Source organism: Kribbella polygonati, assembly GCF_050320105.1.
In the GTDB taxonomy this organism is placed as follows: domain Bacteria; phylum Actinomycetota; class Actinomycetes; order Propionibacteriales; family Kribbellaceae; genus Kribbella.
Map to the genome: position 1 here is coordinate 2,699,398 of NZ_CP190129.1, position 19,031 is coordinate 2,718,428.

The window sequence follows — 19,031 nt, forward strand, 5'->3', positions numbered from 1 at the left end:
AGTCGCACAGTCAACACACAGGATCGCCCCACACCGCCCACACTCCGGACACTACGATCCAGGGGTGACTGCGTACCTGGAGACCGAGCGGCTGCGGCTGCGGCGGTTCACGCCGGCGGATGCCGGGCTGCTGGTGGAGCTCGACGCGGATCCGGAGGTGATGCGGTTCCTGACCGGCGAGCCGACGCCGCGGGCCGAGGTGGAGAACGTCGTACTGCCGGGGATTCTCAAGGTGTACGCCGAGCACCCGGAGCTCGGGACCTTCGCGGCCGCGGACGGGGACGGGTTCGTCGGGTGGTTCGGGATGCAGCCGACCGCGGATCCGGCCACCGTCGGCGTCGGGTACCGGCTGCTGCGGACCGCCTGGGGCAAGGGGTACGCGACCGAGGGCACGACGGCGCTGATCGCCCGCGCGTTCACGGAGCTCGGGATGACGCGTGTCGAGGCGGACACGATGGCGGTCAACCACCGCTCGCGCAACGTGATGCGCCGCTGCGGTCTCCGCTTCGAGAAGGTCTTCCACGTGCACTTCGACGACCCGCTCCCCGGCACCGAGTTCGGCGAGGTGCTGTACGCCGTCGACCGCGCGACCTGGGAAGCTGGACACCATGGATGATCGCCCGTACGCCGTCCTCGACATCGACGCGACGTTGTCCGACACCAGCAAGCGGATCCACTTCATCGAGCAGAAGCCGAAGGACTGGGACTCGTTCTTCGTGCACGCGAAGGACGACGCGGTGCTCGACGAGGGGCTCGCGGTCGCGACGACGCTCGCAGCGGACCACGTGATCGTGTACCTGACCGGCCGCCCGGAGCGGATCCGGCGGGACACCGAGACGTGGCTGCGGGACAACGGCTTCCCGGACGGCAAGGTCTACATGCGCGGCAACACCGACCGCCGGCCGTCGATGCTGATGAAGCTCGGCCGGCTGAAACGCCTCGCCGAGCAGCGGCCGGTCGCGGTCCTGGTCGACGACGACGTCAAGGTGATCGCCGCCGCCAAGAAGGCCGGCTACGCCGTCATGAGGGCCGACTGGGGACTCGATCCCGAGTCCCAGCCGACCCTCTTCGACGCTCAGGAGTCCGAAGGACGTACCTGAGCTACTTGCTCAGCCCGATGATCAAGGTGTTCGCGTACGGCGGGTACGACGACAGGTAGAAGTTCTGCACCTTCGAGCCGTGCAGGAACGCGTTCCGGGCGTAGATCAACGGAACGATCGGTGCGTCCTGCATGATCTGCTTGTCGACCGCGCCCCACATTCCGGCCGCCTTCGTCCGGTCCGACTCGCCGGTGGCAGCGGCGATCGCGGAGTCGACGGCAGGGTTGGAGTAGCGGGAGATGTTGTACCCGCCGTTGCCGATCTCCGAGGACGCGAACAGCGGCTGGATGTTGCCGATCGCGGACGGGAAGTCCGGCAGCCAACTGGACACGGTCAGGTCGAAGTCGGCCTTGTTCCCGGTGATCAGGTCGGTCAGCGGGGTGTTGTCCATCGGCTTGATCGTGACGTTGATCCCGGCCCGCTTCAGCCCCTGCTGGATCGCCTGCGCGACGCCCACGCCGATCACGCCGCTCGACGTGTTGTCGGCAGCCAGCACGAGGTTCAGGTTGCTGACGCCCGCGGCCTGCAGCATCTGCTTGGCCTTGTCGGGATCACCGGCCGGCGGCGCCTGGTACAGGTCGTACTTGGTGTAGCCGTCCATGCCCGGCGTGATCAGGGTCGACGCGATCTCCCCGCCGTAGTCCGGTCCACCGACCGCGACCTGCACGGCCTGCTTGTCGACGGCGTACTCGATCGCCTTGCGGACGGCGGGATTCGCCAGCGCGGGGCGCTTCGTGTTCATCGCCAGGTACGCCAGCGCACCGGACGGCGAGGTGGCGACGCGGGACTTGACCGCGGGGTTGCCGTTGATCGTCGGGATCAGCGCGGCCGGGACCGACGTACCGGTGGTGGCGGCGAACTTGTCGTCGCCGGCGTCGGCGATCAGGCGCTGGTTCACGACGTCCGGCTGCAGGCCCATGTCGGTGACGATCGAGTCCGGCAGGCCGGTGCGCGCCGGGTCGGTCGACTTGTCCCAGTGCGGGTTCCGGACCAGGACGAGCTTCGAGCCCGGTGTGTACGACTGCACCTGGTACGGGCCGCTGGCGACCGGCTTCTCGCCGTAGTGCGCCGGGTCCGTGTCGGCCTTCTTCGGGACCGGCGCGAACGCGGGCATGCTGACGATCCACGGCCAGTCGCCGTACGGCTTGTTCAGCTTGAAGATGATCGTCGTGTCGTCGGGTGTCTCGATCGACGCGAGGTCGCCGCCCTTGTACGGGCCGGTGTACTTGTCGCCGCCGACCAGCAGCGACTTGTGGTACCCGAGGCCGCCGGACAGCTCCGGCGCGAACGACCGCTCCACGCCGTACTTGATGTCGGCGGCAACGATCGGCGAGCCGTCGGAGTACTTGAGGCCCGGCTTCAGCTTGTAGGTCCAGGTCTTGCCGTCGCCGCTCACCTGACCGGTGTCGGTGGCCAGGTCCGGCACCAGTTCGGTGGCCTTGTTCGGGTCCGTCTTCCACGACGTCAGGCCACGCAGCACCAGGTGGATGCCGCTGATCCCCAGGTTCTGGCTCTTGGCCGGGTCGTAGCTGATCTCCTTGCTGGTGCTGAGGATGTGGAAGGTGCCGCCGGGCTCCGCGGCGGCCGTACTGCCACCGGCCGGAGCCGACTTGTTGTTGGCGTTGCAGGCCGCGGCCGCCAGCGCCAGCACAGCGGCTACCGCCACTGCACGGGAGATGCGTTTCATTGTGTCCTCTCAGAGGTGGGGGGTTCAGGGAAGTAGCAGGCGGCCCGGTGGTCGACGGAGCCTTCGACTGGCTCGAGCACCGGTCGTTTCGTCGCGCAGACGTCCTCGGCCTTGTAACAGCGGGTCCGGAACGGACATCCCGACGGCGGGTCGATGGGCGTCGGTACGTCGCCGGTCAGCACGATCCGGTCCCGCACCACGCCCGGTTCGGGCACCGGTACGGCGGACAGCAGTGCCTTCGTGTACGGATGCGCGGGCGACTCGTACACCTCCGCCGCGGGGCCTTCCTCGACGATCGTGCCGAGGTACATGACCGCGATCCGGTCGGCCACCTGCCGTACGACGGCCAGGTCGTGGGCGACCAGCACGTACGACAGGCCGAGCTCGTCGCGCAGGTCCGCGAGCAGGTTCAGCACCTGCGCCTGCACGGACACGTCGAGCGCGGACACCGGCTCGTCGCAGACCAGCAGGTCAGGCTTCACCGACAGCGCGCGGGCAATCCCGATCCGCTGCCGTTGCCCGCCGGAGAACTCGTGCGGGTACCGCTCCAGGTGCTGCTCGGACAGCCCGACCTGCTCGAGCAGCTCGACCAACTGGGTCCGGGACGGGCGGATGCCTTGCGCGCGGAACGGCGTACTGAGGATCGTGCCGACCGACTGCCGCGGGTTCAGCGAGGCCTGTGGGTCCTGGAACACCATCTGGATCTGGCGGCGGATCGGCCGCAGCCGGCGGCCCTTGACCCGGGTGACGTCCTTGCCGCCGATCTCCACCCGGCCCGCGGTCGGGTCGAGCAGCCGGGTCGCGACCCGGGCGAGCGTGGACTTGCCGGAGCCGGACTCGCCGACCAGGCCGACGGTCTCGCCCTGACGTACGACGAGGTTCACGCCGTCGACCGCGCGGACGGCCTGTGCCTTCTGCCAGGGCACGCCGCGGAGACCGAAGTACTTCCGGACGTCCTTGAGGTTGAGCAGGTCGGTCATGAGATCACCTCGGGACGCTTGCCCAGGTGGCACGCGGCCTCGTGATCGCCCTCGCCCGGGCGGGGCGTCAGCTCGGGGCGCTCGGTGATGCACCGCTCCCCCACGAGATGCGTGTACGCGCAGCGCGGCTGGAACGGGCAGCCGGTCGTGATCGAACCCGGCGTGGGCGGGCTGCCGGGGATCGTGGTCAGCCGCGGCTTCGGCGGTACGTCGACCCGCGGCATCGCCCCGAGCAGACCGAGCGTGTACGGGTGGGCGGCCCGGAAGAAGATGTCCCGGACGGTACCGCGCTCGGCCGCGCGACCGGCGTACATGACGAGCACGTCGTCGGCGACCTCCGCGACTACGCCCAGGTCGTGCGAGATCAGCACAAGCGCCGTACCGAACTCCTCCTGGACGTCGTCGAGCAGGCGCATGATCTGTGCCTGCACGGTGACGTCGAGTGCGGTCGTGGGCTCGTCGGCGATCAGCACTCTCGGGTCGTTCACCAGAGCCATAGCGATCACGACCCGCTGCCGCATTCCCCCGGAGAACTCGTGCGGGTAGCTCTCCGCCCGGCGCGCCGCGTCCGGGATGCCGACCTTGTCGAGCATCTCGACGGCCCGGACCCGGGCCACCTTCTTCGAGACGCCGTGGTGCAGCCGGTACGCCTCGGCGACCTGCCAGCCGACGCTGTAGTACGGGTTGAGGGCCGAGAGCGCGTCCTGGAAGACCATCGCGATGTCGTTGCCGCGGATCTTGCGCAGGTCGTCGTTCGGCAGGCCGGTCAGCTCGCGGCCGTCGAGCAGCACCTCGCCGGTGACGTCGGCGTTCGACGGCAGCAGGCCCATCACCGCGGCCGAGCTGACGCTCTTCCCGGAGCCGGACTCCCCCACGATCGCGAGCGTCTCGCCCGGCGCGACCGCGAAGTCGATCCCGTCCACGGCAGGTACCGGGCCGTTCTCGGTCGCGAACGTGACGTGCAGGTCGTGTACTTCGAGTACTGGCTCAGCCATGGCTCACCCTCGGGTCGAGCACACCGTGCACTATGTCCACCACCAGGTTCGCGAGGATGATCAGGAACGCCGAGAACAACGTGACGCCGACGACCACGGCCACGTCCAGCTGGCCGACGGCGCTGATCAGCAGGTCGCCGAGACCCTGCATGCTGAACACCTTCTCGGTCAGGATCGCACCGCCGAGCAGGCTGCCGAGGTCGAGCCCGAACAGCGTGACCACCGGCACCAGGACCCCGCGCAGACCGTGGGTGATCACCACGCGCCGTTCTCCGGCGCCCTTCGCGCGGGCCGTGGTGATGTAGTCGAGGTTCAGCTCCTCGAGCATCTGCGACCGGGTCAGCCGGATGTACGACGCCGCGTTCAGGATCGCGAGCACGATCCACGGCGTGACCAGGTGCCACGCCCAGTCGACCGGGCTCTCGGTGAGCGGGACGTACCCGCTGACCGGGACCATGTTCAGCCAGAACCCGAACACCAGGATCGCCAGCAGGCCGAGCAGGAACGACGGCGTCGAGACCCCGAGCAGCGCGACACCGACCGACAGCCGGTCGAGGATGCGGCCCCGGTTCAGCGCGGCGACCACGCCCAGCGAGACGCCGAGCAGCAGCCACAGTACGGCGGCACCGAGCGCGATCGAGGCCGTGATCGGCAGCCGGTCCAGGATCAGCGTGGTCACCGGACGGCCGAGCGGGAACGAGTACCCGAAGCACGGCGCGTCGCAGTGCACGGCGGCCGCGCCGTCACCGAACGTACGGCCGGCGAAGATCCCCTTCAGGAAGTTCAGGTACTGCTGCAGCGTGCTCTGGTCGAACTGCATGAAGTGCCGCGCCTGTGCCAGGCGGTCCGGCGTACAGGGCTTGCCACACGCCAGGTGCGCCGGGTCGGCCGGGATCGCGTAGAAGACCAGGTAGACGGCCAGGCTGAGCGCCAGCATCACGAGCAACGCGGCGAACAGCCGGCGGACCACGAACCACAGGAGGCCGGGCATCAGTTCGTCCTCCGCAGCCGTACGTCGAACGCGTCGCGGACGCCGTCACCGAGCAACGTGAAGCCGAGCACCGCGATGAACAGCATCGCGCCCGGGAACAGCAGGAACCACGGGTCCGCGCCGGTGTACACCCAGGCGATCGAGTCCGAGATCGAGCGGCCGAGACTCGGTGTCGGCGGTGGTACGCCGACACCGAGGAAGGACAGCGCCGCCTCCGCACCGACGTACCCGGGGATCGCCAGCGTGGCGATCACCAGCACCGGGCCGAGCAGGTTCGGCAGCAGCTCACGGGTGATCACCATCCAGCCGGTCGAGCCGACGCTGCGGGCCGCCTCGACGAACTCGCGGGTGACCAGCGAGCGGGCCTGGTTCCGGATCAGCCGCGCCAGGCCGGCCCAGCCGAAGACACTGAGGACGCCGATCAGCAGCAGCGTGCGGGACACCTTCGCCGGGACAATGATGCCCAGGGCAATCATGAAGACGAGCTGCGGGAACCCGAACAGGAAGTCCAGCAGCCGGGACACGATCGCGTCGTACCAGCCGCCGAAGTACGCCGCGCTGATCCCGAGCAGGGTGCCGGCCACGGTCGTGATCAGCGTGACCGTGATCGCGATCACCAGCGACGTCCGCAGACCGAGCACGACGATCGAGAACAGGTCCCGGCCGGTCAGCGGCTCCACCCCGAACCAGTGCGTCCCGCTCATCCCACCGGCCGCGCCCCGCGGCGCGTTGCCGCGGGCCGGGTCGAGCAGGTCGATGTGGTACGTCGTCGCGTCCTGACCGGCCAGCCGGACCAGCAACGGCGCGGCGGCGGCGATCAGGATCAGCAGCAGCACCAGGGCGAACCCGACGCGCGCGCTCCGGTCGCGCCGCGCCCGGCGCATCGCTTGCCGGGTGGGCGATACGGCCCCGGCCACCGAGGTACTCACAAGCACTCCCGACAGGTCAGATAGTTACAGCCGACAAAACCTAGGCCGCATCCTCCCACCACGATCACCGCATCTCGAATCCCGAGAATGTCGAGTCGGAAACTGTGACTTCGGTTAGCTGCTGCCCGACGGTTACGCTCCGCTGCGTGGAAGGTTTGCTGCGGGTCGATGACCGGATCGTGCTCTACAACATCTACGGCACCGAGGGCGGGGTGCCCGCGATCTCGTTCGGCGGTTCGCCGAGTACGCGGTGGAAGCGGCCGGACGCGGTCGAGGCCATCGAGGCCTCCGGCGTACGGCTGGTGCAGGCGGACCGGCCCGGGTACGGCGGGTCGACGCGGCAGCGCGGGCGTACGGTCGCGTCCGTCGTACCGGATGTGGTGGCGCTGGCGGACGAACTGGGGTGGGAACGGTTCGCGGTCACCGGCGGGTCCGGAGGTGGGCCGCATGCGTTGGCGTGTGCCGCGTTGCTGCCGGAGCGGGTCACGCGGTGTGCGGTGACCGGGAGCATCTCGCCGCCGATCGTCGACGGTCCCGAGCCGACCGAGGACGAGGAAACGGCCGACCCGCGCCGCAACCGCACCTCGTGGAAGGCGCTCCACGGTGACCTACGGCCGGGTATGGAGGAAGCTGCCCGCACGATCATGGGCGCGGTCGAAGCAGGCGGCCCTGAGATCCCGCCGGACCCGGGTGCCGAGCCCGGGCCGCCGGCACGTGAGGACACGGCTGCGATGGCGCGGCTCGCCGCCACCTTCGTCACCAGCCACGACGGGTGGGAAGACGACCTGATCGCCTTCGCCAAGCCGTGGGGGTTCGACCTCGGCGACATCTCGGTCCCCGTGAGCCTGTGGCACGGCTCGGCCGACGACCGAGCAAGCAAGTACGCCGACCACCTGATGGCCGCCGTCCCTGGCGCCGAACGGCGGTTCTACGTAGGCGGCCACATCCCACCGGCAAATGCGTACCGCGAACTCCTCAGGTGGCTGACACTGTCCTGATGGACATCGCGCGCGACCTCGTACTGGAGCTGTACCCCGACGCCCGCGCCGCCTGGCTCGGCGGCAGCGTGGTGCGAGGCGACGCGAGCCCGACGTCCGACCTCGACATCACGGTGCTGCAGGACGGCCCGGTGCTGCGGAAGTCGCTCGAGTACGGCGGATGGCCTGTCGAGCTGTTCGTGCACACGGAGAAGTCGCTGCGGTACTTCGCCGACAAGGACCAGGCCCGGCGCCAGCCGACCATGATGCGGCTCGTCGGCGAGTCCGTCGTACTGCTGGACACCGATGGGACGGGTGCGCGACTGCAGAAGGAGTACCTGGCCGAGGTGGCTGCGGGGCCTCAGCCGTTGTCGGCGGATGAGCTCAGTCTGTTGCGCTACACGATCACCGACCTGCTGGAGGACTTCGCGGGTGCGGTCGGTGACGTGCGGCTGGCGGTCGCGACCGTGCTGTGGCAGGAGGCGGCCCGTCTGCTGCTGACGGGCTCAGGGCATTGGGCCGGCACCAGCAAGGGGCTGTTGCGGGAGGTGGCGGCTTATGACAGTGCGCATGGCACCGACTTCGCCGTCGCTTTGCTGGAAGGTGTGCGGGCTGACGACTCGCGGTTGGTAGGGGTGGTGGACCGGATCCTCGGTGCGCACGGTGGGCGGCTGTTCGCCGGTTTCGAACTGGCCGCTCCGATCGGTGTATAGGGTCGAGCTTGTGCCTGATATCGACGCAGCGTTCCTCGCTCTTCCCCGGCAGGAGCTGGCCGCGGCCGCCCTGCAACGTGCTCGCGACCTGGGTGCGTCCTTCGCCGAGTTCCGGTTGGAGAGGATCCGGTCGGAGTCCATCTCCCTGCGCGACAGCGTGCTGGAGAGCGCCAAGGACGACGAGGACCTCGGCCTCGCGGTGCGGGTGATCCACGACGGGACCTGGGGGTTCGCGGCGGGGGTCGCGCTCACGGTGGACGAGGCCGTGGTGGTCGCCGAGCAGGCCGTGAACATGGCGCAGGTGTCCCGCCCGATCAACGCGGAGACGATCGAGCTCGCGGACGAGCCGGTGTACGACGACGTCACCTGGATCTCGTCGTACGAGATCGACCCGTTCACCGTCCCGCGGGCGGACAAGGTCGCGCTGCTCACCGACTACAGCGACCGCCTGCTGAAGGCCGACGGTGTCGCGCACGTCAGCGTCCACGTCGCCACGATCCACGAGTGCAAGTACTACGCGAACACCGCCGGCACGTCGTACACCCAGCAACGGGTCCGGATCGGCCCGCACCTCACCGCGCACGGCGTCGCCGAGGACCGGTTCGACTCGATGTCGTCCACCGCTCCGCCGGCCGGCCGCGGCTGGGAGTACATGACCGGCACCGGCTGGAACTGGGACGACGAGCTGGCCCGGATCCCCGGCTGGCTGGCCGAGAAGCTGGCCGCGCCGAGCGTCGAGGCCGGGACGTACGACGTGGTCATCGACCCGTCGAACCTGTGGCTGACGATCCACGAGTCGATCGGCCACGCGACCGAACTGGACCGCGCCCTCGGCTACGAGGCGAACTACGCGGGCACCAGCTTCGCCACCCTCGATCAGCTCGGCACGCTGAAGTACGGGTCCCCGGTCATGCACGTGACCGGCGACCGCATCGTGGAGAACGGCCTGTCCACCGTCGGGTACGACGACGAGGGCGTCGCCGGCCAGCAGTGGGACCTGGTCAAGGACGGCATCCTGGTCGGCTACCAGGTGGACCGCCGGATGGCGAAGAAGAACGAGGACGTCCTCGGTACGCCGCGCTCGAACGGCTGCGCGTACGCCGACTCGTCCGGCCACATCCCGATCCAGCGAATGGCGAACGTGTCGCTGCAGCCCGCCGCGGACGGCCCGTCCACCGAGGAGCTGATCAGCCGGATCGAGAACGGGATCTACATCGTCGGCGACAAGTCCTGGTCGATCGACATGCAGCGGTACAACTTCCAGTTCACCGGCCAGCGGTTCTACAAGATCACCGGCGGCAAGCTCGACGGCCAGCTCCGCGACGTCGCGTACCAGGCCACCACCACCGACTTCTGGGGCTCGATGGAGGCGGTCGGCGGCCCGCAGACGTACGTCCTCGGCGGCGCGCTGAACTGCGGCAAGGCCGAGCCTTCGCAGTCCGGCGCGGTCAGCCACGGCTGCCCGTCCGCCCTGTTCCGCGGAGTCCGCATTCTCAACACCACCCAGGAGGCCGGCCGGTGACCGCCGTACAGCTCACCCCGCAGGACACCGTCGAGCGGGGCCTGGCCCTGGCGGCGGCCGAGGGCGCCGACGGCTGCGTCGTACTCGTCGCCGAGACCTCCAGCACGAACCTGCGCTGGGCGAACAACACCCTGACCACGAACGGCGCGATGCGCGGATCGAGCGTGACGGTGATCGCCACGGTCGGCTCCGGCGAGGGTACGGCGGCCGGCGTCATCGGCCGCTCGTCGGTCACCGAGGACACGCTCCGCGAGATCGTCTCCGCCGCGATCGCCACCGCCCGGGCCGCAGGGCCGGCGGAGGACGCGCGGTCGCTCGTCGACGGCTCGGTGTCCGCGGGCTGGGAGCTCGAGCCGGAGGAGACGTCGGTCTCCGTCTACGAGAAGTTCGCACCGTCGCTCGGGGAGTCGCTGAAGCAAGCGGCCGTGGAGAAGCGCCGGTTGTTCGGGTTCGCGAACCACGAGGTCGTCACGCTGTACGTCGGATCCTCCACGGGCCTGCGGCTGCGCCAGGCACTCCCGCGCGGCTACGTGTCCTCGACCGGGAAGGTCGACGCCCATTCGGCCTGGGTCGGTACGGCGACCCGTGACTTCACCGACGTCGACGCGCTCGCGCTGGACACCGAGCTGACCCGACGCCTCGGCTGGGCCGGGCGGACCGTGTCGGTCGACGCCGGGCGGCACCCGACGATCCTGCCGCCGGCCGCGGTCGCGGACCTGATGACGTACCTGTACTGGCAGCTCGACGGCCGGGACGCGTTCGACGGGCAGACCGTGTTCTCGAAGTCCGGCGGCGGGACCCGGATCGGCGACGCGCTGTCGTCGCAGCCGGTGAACCTGCACTCGGACCCGGCGCTCGCGGGGCTCGAGGCGTTCGCGTTCGCGGTGGCCCGGTCGTCGGGCGGCTCGTCGAGCGTGTTCGACAACGGCCTCACACTCGCGGCGACGGACTGGATCCGCGGCGGGAAGCTCGAGCACCTGATGACCAGCCGCTACACCGCGGACCTGATCGACGTACCGACGGCCACGCCCGGCATCGACAACTACGTGCTCTCGGTCGACGGCGCGAGCGGGACCACCGACGACCTGGTGGCCGGCCTCGACCACGGCCTGCTGCTGACCTGCCTGTGGTACATCCGGGTCGTCGAGCCGCAGACGCTGCTGCTCACCGGCCTGACCCGCGACGGTGTCTACCTGGTCGAGAACGGCGAGGTCACCGGCGCGGTCAACAACTTCCGGTTCAACGAGAGCCCGGTCGACCTGCTGGCCCGCTTCACCGCGGCCGGCGCGACCGTACCGTCGTTCTCCCGCGAATGGGGCGACTACTTCTCCCGGACCGCGACACCGCCGCTGCTGATCCCGGACTACAACATGTCCAGCGTCAGCCAGGCCAGCTAGAACGACAGAACGCCCCGCCGGCCGGCGGGGCGTTCTGTCGTACTGCGTTCAGACCGTCGGGTAACCCGGCTCGGCCGGCCCCGCCTGCCCCGGCCCGCCGAACCGCTCGGCCGCCTTCGGGTCCGGTCCGTACTGGTTCTGCCCCGCGGTGCCCTCGCCCGCGGCCAGCACGATGAACCAGATGAACCCGACACACGGAATCAGGTTGATCAGGATCCACCAGCCCGAACGGTTGGTGTCGTGCATCCGCCGGACCGCCACCGCGATCGACGGCAGCAGGACGGCCAGGCTGTAGATCGTCGACAGCCAGCCTGACGAGGTGCCCTTGCCGCCGAAGTCCAGACCGAGGATCCGGTCCAGGATCGACAGGATGATCGAGGCGATCACGTTGAACAGCACGAACATCCAGTACTCCTTGCGACGGGCGCGCCCGTCGAACACGGTGTACTTCTTGAGGACGTCGATGTACCACTGCATTGCTATCTCCGATGGTCGAAGGTGACACGCGGGTCAGAAGCCTGTCGGAACCCGCCGGGAACGTCAATCCGGCTTTTCGCTTTGGTGATCACACTGCAATCTGAGACCTAGAGCCGGCTTCAGCTTTCGGGCGCGGCTTTCGTCATCGTGACGCGCAGCATCAGCCGCTGCCCCTCCTGGTACGGCGTGACCTCGTCGAGGCTCCAGTTCTCCGCGAGTTCACCGACGAGTTCCTTGTCGAAGAACCGCCCGGCGAACCCGTCGTGCCCCGACAGCCCGTTCTCCAGTGGCTGCCAGTCCCGCGCGCACGGGTCGTCCGCGGACCAGACGGCGTACACGAAAACCCCGCCCGGGCAGAGCACCCGGTGGATCTCGGCGACCAGCGCCCGCAGCTCGGACGGCGAGAACGCCATGTTCAGCAGCAGATTCGCGAACACCGCGTTCACTCCTCCGTCGGCCGGCGGCAGCGGATCCCGTACGTCGTGCAGCGCCGCCGTCACCCGGTCGTCGAGCCCCTCCCGCTGCGCCGCGTGCCGCAACTGGTCGAGCGCCGTCTCACTGAAGTCGGTCGCATGCACGCTGAACCCGTGCCTGGCCAGGAAAAGCGCGTCCCGCCCGTGCCCCGCCCCCAGCTCCAGCACGTCGACGATCCCCGCCGCCCCGAACAACTCCACCGCCCGCCGCACCGCCGCCGACGGCTCCACCCCGTGCAACTCCGCCGTCCGCGCGTACGCCGCGTCCCACCGCTCCTGCTGAGCCCTCGCAAGCTCGACATTCCCAGAATTCCCAGTATGCATCCCCGTGCTCCCCGTGGTCGTCCCACCGACCTGGCCGATCGACAGACCGCGCCAGCCTACGTCACAACCCGCATAATGGTCCCGTCGGACGGAAGTCGGGTGGAGGGGAATGCTGGACGGAAGCGACAAGCAGTCGGAAAAGGTGCGGGTGCTCGCCACCGCGCTCGAGAAGCTTCGGACGCACGGTGGGCTGACCGCCGATCGGCTCCGCGCCGACCGGACCGGAGTCTCCGCACCGCTGCTGGCCCTGGCCGCGACCCGTCGCTACGCGAACGTCCACGAGCTCGACCTGCCTGACGCGGCAGTCGCCCTGGTCCGCGACTGCGTCCGCGAGGACCTCTACGAGTCCCAGCAGATCGTCGCGGACGCCGTCCTCGCTCTCGGTGTCCTCGGCCAGAGCCTGATCAGTGCCGGCATCGACGCGCACATCACCCGGGCGCTCTACAACCTGGCGCTGGGCCGCCGTCGCGAGACTCTGCTGGACCACTGGCACCCGCTGCATGCGGCCCTGGCCGTAAACCCGATCGCGGCCCCGAGCGACCGCTACCTCCGCGGTACGACGGAACTCGCCGTACTGCGGGAGCTTGCCTATCAACTCACGCGCCGTGACATGTACTCCGTCGGCGCGAAGAACGTGGCCAGTACCGATGCCGCGTCGCCCGTGGACCAGCTGTCACCTGGCCGGGTCGTGGTGATCGGGGGCGCCGTCATGGACGCGACCTTCCGGACAAAGCATCTGCCGGCGCCGGAGACGTCGATCGAGGCGCTCGGCTTCAGCCTCTCCCCCGGCGGCAAGGGGCTGACGCAAGCCGTGGCGGCAGCGCGGCTCGGACTGCGGACGTCGCTGATCGCCGCGGTCGGCAACGATCGTTTCGGCGACCAGATCGTCGAGTACCTCGAGAAGGAACACGTGGACACGTCGCTGCTGAAACGGGTGCCCAACGCGGAGACCCCGTTCACCGGCGTCTTCCAGCAGCAGCTCGGCGACAGCATCGCGGTGAACTGGCGCAACGAGAAGCAGATCCACCTCGACTTCGGCGACGTCTCGCCACACCGTGACGAACTGCTGGACTCCGACGCGCTCCTGATGACCTTCGAGGTTCCTCGCGACACGTTGGAGGACACCCTCGCCCTGGTCCACGACGGCACTGCTCGCCGGCCGGTCGTGATCGTCACTCCGGGGCAGCCGTACAACGACGACGAGGTCTCGGCGGAGACGCTCGCACAGATCGACTACCTGGTCGCGCACGCGTGGGAGCTGGAGTCGTTCGCGCGGCAGGACGTCCCGTTCGACCCGGACTCCGTGGCCCGCACGCTGCTCGCGTACGGCGTGAAAACACTGTGCCTGCTGATGCGCGGCGGCTGCAACGCGTACTCGCGCCCGATGCGCGACGTACTGCGGATCGCTGCCCCGCCGGCGATCTACAAGGAGTCGTCGGTCGCCCGCGACGCCTTCTGCGCGGCGCTCGCGGCCCAGCTCATCGACACCGAGAACACGTTCTCCGAGGACGTCGGCCGCTGGGCGACCGCCGCGATGTCCTGTGCCGCTTCGGACTTCCCGCGCCGCAACTCCCTGCCCACGCGACGCCGGATCGACGACCTGCTGGAAGGGATCCAGCAGTAGCCGTCAGCGCAGGATGCGGTGCTGGTCCGCAGGCTGCACACGTTCGGTCGCGCCGCGGATCCGGCAGCAGAAGATCAGCGAGTCGTGCAGTTCGGCAAAGCTCCTGGTCGCGTTGCGGTCGGCGGCGCACAGTTCGTCGATACTGCGGATCGCCGGGAAGCTCGCGCGCATCTCGCGAATGCTCATGTACTTGCGCTTGTAGTACAGGTACGGCCGTGCCCGCACCGTCATCCACTGCTGCCAGTTCGACGCCAGGTAGCTCGACCCGGTGAAGCCGAGGTTCGGGTCGACGGCCGTGGTCAGCAGCTCGACCCCGCCGCGCTTCTGGAAGTACTTGCGCACCTGCGCCAGCAGGTACGACACCGCGTTCGGTGGTGCCCCGTCGAACGAGTAGACCCGCGACAGGTCCCACACCGACTCCTGCGGTACGCCGAACTGCAGCAACAACTGGTCCGCGACCCGCTGCCACTCCAGCGGCGACGCACTACACAGGGTCAACGGCGTACCGGTGTTCTTGTCGACCAGGGCGAAGTTGAGTGAACCCCGTCTGGCATTGCGGAGGTAGTGCATGCTCCCGAAGACACGGTCGGCGTCCTCGCCGACCTGCCGGAACTCGAGATCCGGGAGCGTGTACTCGCGCCGCGGGATCAGGTCGCGCACCGCGCGCTGGTCCTTGCGCAGCCGCGCGGCGTTGCTGACGACAACGGTCACGGCCTCCCGGTAACTCACCTGACCGGCGGCGTCGGCGTAGCACGGCAGGTGCAGGCGGGTCCGGACCGCGAGGGCACGCCGGTCCACGCCCCACAGCCTGCCCAGGGCCAGCAGCCGATCGGTGGATTCCGCAGCGCTAATTCGAAAAGCAGCAGCTTTCTGCACGGATCGGATGCTAGCGGATCCCGGCCACCCGCCGACAACTTTCAAACCCGCATCTTTTGGCGTGTTGGCAACCGGTGGCGTGCCACTTGGCAGCACCGCCGTGCCAACTGGCAGGACCTTGAATTCGGCGGCCGCCAAAACCGCTGTGCGCAAAACCTGGAATGCGTCATTGGCAGCCAATTCGCGCATTGTCACCCGATTGTCGCGCGGTGGAATAGAACCAGGAAACTACTTGCCGGAAAGGGGATGTCCCATGCAAATCCTCGCAACCCTGGTCGCGCTCGCCGGCGCGATTCTGGTCACCTCGTTCTGGAAGCAACTGCTCACCCTGGTCCTGGTGGGCACGGTGCTGGTGTTCTGTTTCGGGCTCTACAACATCGTCGTTGCCGTGTCCCGCTGACCCCGGCCGGGCCAGGCTCAGCGGCCGCTCCCGAACCAACGGGACATGCCCTGGGCAAGCACCTGCGCCCGGCCCCACACCGGATCGGAGCGGAGTTGCCGCGCGGACTGCCGGCTCGTCGCTCGGTACTCGATCGACCGCTCCACAAGGCTGCTGTGCCGTTCACAGACGAAATCGTGATCGGCCAGCAGTTCGAACTGATCACAGGTCACGTCGATGACCCAGCGCCCGGGCGCGGACGCCCGGCCGATCTCGACCCAGCAGTGGAACTCCAGCGTCCGGCCGTGGACGACGATGTCCCCGACGCAGTAGCGGGCGCGCATCCGCAGGTACCAGGGCAGCACCCGCAGCAGCCAGGCGGAGCTGACCCCGCACTGCCCGGCGGACGCCGGCAGATCCGGCCGGGCACTGAAGTCCGGGTGCACCGTGCAGTCGGACCACTCCAGCGAGAGCGCCGCGCGGTAGACGTGCAGACGACGGCGGGCGACGGCCAAGGCGGACTGTTGCACGATCGTCCTCCCCAATTCTCTCGTCCGTCGCGCCCCCGCGCGGCGGTAACAAGGTCATTGGGCATTGTCTGCGCATCTCGATTAGCTTGGCAAGATCCTTTCTAAATACACCGGGGCGACGGTGTGCAGTGGATTGGGAATGCTGCCGGTCACCGGTATCGGTGGACGGGTGTCCAGGTCGGTGTAGCCGAGTTTCAGGCGGTAGCCGTTCAGCGGATAGCGCCGGAATTCGGGACCGGTGAAAGCGGTCGCGGCCAGCCGGTCGGTGTATTCAGGGTGTTCCTCGGTGTAGCGGTGTACCTCGCCGCGGACCAGGCCCCAGAAGGTTTCGGTGGGGATCAGGGAGTGGGTGGTGAGGGGGTTGAGGACGCCGAGGAGGAGGGCGTCGACGACGTACTGGCGGAGGATGGGCCAGGGTTTTCTGGGGAGGACTCGGGTGTGGGCGTCGGGTTCGGGGCCGCGGGCAACGATGGGGGTGGTGGAGAGGTTGATGTCGTCGACGAGGTCCTTGATGACCAGGCGGTTGGGGAGGCCCTCGGGGGTGCAGATGATGGCGAGGTTCTCGCCGTGGGGGTTGACGGTGATGCCGTAGTGGTGGAGGAGATGGAGCAGGGGGCGGAGGAGGGTGGCGATCAGGTGGGCGAGCCAGGTCCGGGGGTCGGTGCCGGCGCGGGTGATGGCGGCCTCGGTGAAGCCGGGGTGGAGTACGGCGGCCAGGGGCCAGACGGTCTCGCCGTCGCGGAGGCGGGGGTCGACGGGGTCGCGCCAGATGCAGCCGAGGGTTTCGGTCCACTGGTACGGGATGCCGGGGTGGGTGGACAGGTGCGGGTGCGGGACGGTGACGGAGGCAACCTCGCCGAGGATTTCGGTGCCGAGGGTGCGGAACACGTCGTCGCGGGACCAGAGGCCGCGGAGCCACTGGGTGATCATCGGGGCGGACAGGGTGCAGTGCTCGGGGATGCCGCGGTAGACCGAGGTGTTGAGGATCTTCAGGGGCAGCTTGACCTGGTAGCGCCACGGGTTCGAGATGTTCACCATCGTGCGGATCGACTGTGTGGGCAGGTACTCGTCAGGGCTCTCCCCCAGTACGACGATCTCGCCCGTTGCGAGCTCCCGCGCCCACTGCGTCCGTACGACGTGGTCCAGCTGCCACGGGTGGCACGGCAGCCACACGTACGCGTCCGGGTCGTCCAGCCGCGCACGGAACGCCGCCAGCGTGTCGGGGTCCAGCTCCCGTTCCAGTACGGCGTGCTCCGAGAGGTCCGGCGTACCGCGGAACTCGGCCAGGCCACGTCGTACGGCCAGCCAGACCAGGTGCAGCGGAGTACGGGCCTCTGGGGCGTACTGCTCGCTGTCGGCGGCGGAGAAGCCCAGGCGGCCCTTGTTGGCGACCAGGAGCGGGTGTCCGGTCAGGTGGCCTTCCAGACGGCTGTGGTGCAGCTCTAGCAGCTCAGCAGCGGGCACTGCGGTAGCAGCCATGCGTACGTCGGCCGCGAGCGTGCTGGTGAGCTCAGCGACGTACCCGGCCACCGTGGACCCGTCCACGCCCAGTACGTCGGCTGCGTCGACGAAGAACTGGACCGGGTCGGTGGCCGGCTCGCTCTCGTCGTTGCCGAGGATGCCGGCCGTCGTACGCCGGATGGACGCCGGATCGACCCGCCAGCTTCCGAAACCGCCACGGGTCGCCTCGAACGTGTACGAGACCGTGCCGAACGACAGGCGGTTCTCGACCGGTTCCAGCAAACCCTCCGTGCAGAACTGGGAGATGAGCTTGGCCAGCAGCTCCGACGAACACTGCGTCCACGTACTCATCCAGGGATCGCAAACGTCGTGTACGCGGTGGACTTGGGCAGCCGGAACACCTCACGGCCGGCGACGCTGTTCAGGATGCCCGCGTTGCGGACCGCACCGATGCCTAGATCCGGCGCAGCAACACCGTGGCTGTGCAGGTCCGCGTTGGCCACAAAAACGCGCCCCTCCAAGGCACCACGCACACTGTGGTCGCGGTTGATCACCCAGCGGCCGGCCGCGTCGTGGTCGAGCTTGTCCTGCAAAGAATCCATGAACGGCTGCGGCCGGTTCCGGTAGCCGGTAGCCGCTATCACGGCGTCCGTCGTGTGCTGGAACGTCTTCCCGCTGTCAGCGTGCAGCATGGTGAGCTCCAGCCCGTCAGCACGAGCTACGGCCGACACAACCGCTACACCGCACAAGAGCTCCGCCCCCAGATCCCTTGTGTACAAGACGTCGTGGATGTCGTCCAGGGTCTCCGAAGAGATGCCCTTGTAGTGCCGCCACTGCTCCTTCACCAGCCGGTCACGTACGGGTTCGTCCAAGGCGTGGAAGTAGTCGACGTACGACGGTGTCGTCATCTCCAGCACCAGCTTGGAGTAGTCCAGCGGCGCGAACGACGGCGTACGGGTCAGCCACGACACGGCGGGACCGTCGGCGCGCAGGAGGTCCAGGGCGCACTCAGCACCCGACTGGCCGGACCCTACGACTGTTACGCGTCCTGCGCGCAAAAGGTCCTCCCGGCGGAACAGGTAGTCCGCAGAGTGCAAGAACCGCTCAGCAGGAAGCCCTGCCAGCGCTGCAGGTACGAAGGGCTCCGTTCCGACGCCAACCACGAGGTGACGCGCTTCGTAGTGCTCCAAAACCTCACCACGCTCGACGGTCAGCTCAAAGGCACGCCCGTTCCACTCTGCAGACCGTACGTGGTGCCCGAAGTGCAGCGAATCCAGCTGCGCCGCACACCACCGCAAGTACGCCTCGTACTCGCGCCGCGTCGGGTGGAACTTCTCCCGCACGTAGAACTGGTACAGCCGGTCGTTGTCCTTCAAATACGACAGAAACGACAGGTGGTGCGCCGGCTCCACCAGGCTCACCAGGTCCGCCAGGAACGACACCTGCAGCATCGCGTCCTCGAACATCAGCCCCCGGTGCCAGGTGAACTCCGGCCGACTGTCCAGGACAGCCAGCCGTACGTCGTCCACGCCGTCCGCCAGCGCGGCGAGCCCGAGGTTGAACGGCCCGCAGCCGATCGCGATCACGTCGTACATG

Annotated in this window: 19 protein-coding genes; 8 read left to right on the forward strand and 11 right to left on the reverse strand. The window is 68.7% G+C overall.

What is annotated here, in order from left to right; all coding sequences use genetic code 11:
• The first annotated feature begins 64 nt into the window (after positions 1-64).
• Together ACQHIV_RS12915 and ACQHIV_RS12920 are read left to right on the forward strand one after the other, a co-directional pair.
• Positions 65-616 carry a GNAT family N-acetyltransferase gene (locus tag ACQHIV_RS12915; protein ID WP_427894005.1) on the forward strand — a complete coding sequence of 184 codons (552 nt, stop codon included), beginning with the start codon at positions 65-67 and terminating at the stop codon, positions 614-616.
• Positions 609-1,100, forward strand: a complete 492-nt coding sequence (locus tag ACQHIV_RS12920) for an LNS2 domain-containing protein (RefSeq protein ID WP_427894007.1) — start codon at positions 609-611, stop codon at positions 1,098-1,100. The genes ACQHIV_RS12915 and ACQHIV_RS12920 overlap by 8 nt, the downstream gene beginning before the upstream one ends.
• Position 1,101: 1 nt before the next feature.
• On the opposite strand, the gene ACQHIV_RS12925 is transcribed toward ACQHIV_RS12920, so the two are convergent.
• From ACQHIV_RS12925 to ACQHIV_RS12945, 5 genes are read right to left on the reverse strand one after another with little or no spacing between them, the layout of a single operon-like run.
• On the reverse strand, positions 1,102-2,787 hold the full coding sequence (locus tag ACQHIV_RS12925) for an ABC transporter substrate-binding protein (RefSeq protein WP_427894009.1): 1,686 nt from the start codon (positions 2,785-2,787) through the stop codon (positions 1,102-1,104).
• Positions 2,784-3,767 carry an ABC transporter ATP-binding protein gene (locus ACQHIV_RS12930; RefSeq protein ID WP_427894011.1) on the reverse strand — a complete coding sequence of 328 codons (984 nt, stop codon included), beginning with the start codon at positions 3,765-3,767 and terminating at the stop codon, positions 2,784-2,786. The genes ACQHIV_RS12925 and ACQHIV_RS12930 overlap by 4 nt, the downstream gene beginning before the upstream one ends.
• Positions 3,764-4,762, reverse strand: a complete 999-nt coding sequence (locus ACQHIV_RS12935; protein WP_427894013.1) for an ABC transporter ATP-binding protein — start codon at positions 4,760-4,762, stop codon at positions 3,764-3,766. The genes ACQHIV_RS12930 and ACQHIV_RS12935 overlap by 4 nt, the downstream gene beginning before the upstream one ends.
• Positions 4,755-5,753, reverse strand: coding sequence for an ABC transporter permease (locus ACQHIV_RS12940; RefSeq protein ID WP_427894015.1), 999 nt, complete (start codon positions 5,751-5,753; stop codon positions 4,755-4,757). Before ACQHIV_RS12940 ends, ACQHIV_RS12935 begins: the two co-directional genes overlap by 8 nt.
• The gene (locus tag ACQHIV_RS12945; RefSeq protein ID WP_427894017.1) at positions 5,753-6,682 is read right to left on the reverse strand and encodes an ABC transporter permease; all 930 of its coding nucleotides are present in this window, start codon (positions 6,680-6,682) and stop codon (positions 5,753-5,755) included. The genes ACQHIV_RS12940 and ACQHIV_RS12945 overlap by 1 nt, the downstream gene beginning before the upstream one ends.
• A gap of 146 nt (positions 6,683-6,828) precedes the next feature.
• Between ACQHIV_RS12945 and ACQHIV_RS12950 the strand changes: the two genes are divergently transcribed.
• Genes ACQHIV_RS12950 through ACQHIV_RS12965 form a run of 4 tightly spaced genes read left to right on the forward strand, consistent with a single transcriptional unit; the run spans position 6,829 to position 11,291 of the window.
• Positions 6,829-7,680, forward strand: a complete 852-nt coding sequence (locus tag ACQHIV_RS12950) for an alpha/beta fold hydrolase (RefSeq protein WP_427894019.1) — start codon at positions 6,829-6,831, stop codon at positions 7,678-7,680.
• Positions 7,680-8,372: a nucleotidyltransferase domain-containing protein gene (locus ACQHIV_RS12955; RefSeq protein ID WP_427894021.1), complete on the forward strand. Its 693-nt coding sequence runs from the start codon at positions 7,680-7,682 to the stop codon at positions 8,370-8,372. Before ACQHIV_RS12950 ends, ACQHIV_RS12955 begins: the two co-directional genes overlap by 1 nt.
• A 10-nt stretch (positions 8,373-8,382) precedes the next feature.
• Positions 8,383-9,894: a TldD/PmbA family protein gene (locus ACQHIV_RS12960; protein WP_427894023.1), complete on the forward strand. Its 1,512-nt coding sequence runs from the start codon at positions 8,383-8,385 to the stop codon at positions 9,892-9,894.
• Positions 9,891-11,291, forward strand: a complete 1,401-nt coding sequence (locus tag ACQHIV_RS12965; protein WP_427894025.1) for a metallopeptidase TldD-related protein — start codon at positions 9,891-9,893, stop codon at positions 11,289-11,291. Before ACQHIV_RS12960 ends, ACQHIV_RS12965 begins: the two co-directional genes overlap by 4 nt.
• Before the next feature lie 48 nt (positions 11,292-11,339).
• On the opposite strand, the gene ACQHIV_RS12970 is transcribed toward ACQHIV_RS12965, so the two are convergent.
• Both ACQHIV_RS12970 and ACQHIV_RS12975 read right to left on the reverse strand, forming a co-directional pair.
• On the reverse strand, positions 11,340-11,768 hold the full coding sequence (locus ACQHIV_RS12970; RefSeq protein WP_427894027.1) for a DUF805 domain-containing protein: 429 nt from the start codon (positions 11,766-11,768) through the stop codon (positions 11,340-11,342).
• Between the two features lie 119 nt (positions 11,769-11,887).
• Complete coding sequence (locus ACQHIV_RS12975; RefSeq protein WP_427894029.1) at positions 11,888-12,565, reverse strand: methyltransferase domain-containing protein; 678 nt, start codon at positions 12,563-12,565, stop codon at positions 11,888-11,890.
• 109 nt (positions 12,566-12,674) lie between these two features.
• On the opposite strand from ACQHIV_RS12975, the gene ACQHIV_RS12980 reads away from it, so the two are divergent.
• On the forward strand, positions 12,675-14,189 hold the full coding sequence (locus tag ACQHIV_RS12980; protein ID WP_427894031.1) for a PfkB family carbohydrate kinase: 1,515 nt from the start codon (positions 12,675-12,677) through the stop codon (positions 14,187-14,189).
• Positions 14,190-14,192: 3 nt separating this feature from the next.
• On the opposite strand, the gene ACQHIV_RS12985 is transcribed toward ACQHIV_RS12980, so the two are convergent.
• Positions 14,193-14,987, reverse strand: coding sequence for a hypothetical protein (locus ACQHIV_RS12985; protein ID WP_427894033.1), 795 nt, complete (start codon positions 14,985-14,987; stop codon positions 14,193-14,195).
• A 331-nt stretch (positions 14,988-15,318) separates the two neighbouring features.
• Here ACQHIV_RS12985 and ACQHIV_RS12990 point away from each other — a divergent pair, with 331 nt between their 5' ends.
• The gene (locus ACQHIV_RS12990; RefSeq protein ID WP_427894035.1) at positions 15,319-15,465 is read left to right on the forward strand and encodes a hypothetical protein; all 147 of its coding nucleotides are present in this window, start codon (positions 15,319-15,321) and stop codon (positions 15,463-15,465) included.
• Positions 15,466-15,482: 17 nt separating this feature from the next.
• Here ACQHIV_RS12990 and ACQHIV_RS12995 read toward each other — a convergent pair whose 3' ends face one another.
• From ACQHIV_RS12995 to ACQHIV_RS13005, 3 genes are all read right to left on the reverse strand, one after another.
• Positions 15,483-15,974, reverse strand: coding sequence for a hypothetical protein (locus ACQHIV_RS12995; RefSeq protein ID WP_427894037.1), 492 nt, complete (start codon positions 15,972-15,974; stop codon positions 15,483-15,485).
• A gap of 81 nt (positions 15,975-16,055) precedes the next feature.
• Positions 16,056-17,786, reverse strand: a complete 1,731-nt coding sequence (locus ACQHIV_RS13000) for an IucA/IucC family protein (protein WP_427894039.1) — start codon at positions 17,784-17,786, stop codon at positions 16,056-16,058.
• Positions 17,783-19,030, reverse strand: coding sequence for a lysine N(6)-hydroxylase/L-ornithine N(5)-oxygenase family protein (locus ACQHIV_RS13005; protein ID WP_427894041.1), 1,248 nt, complete (start codon positions 19,028-19,030; stop codon positions 17,783-17,785). Before ACQHIV_RS13005 ends, ACQHIV_RS13000 begins: the two co-directional genes overlap by 4 nt.
• Position 19,031 lies beyond the last annotated feature (1 nt).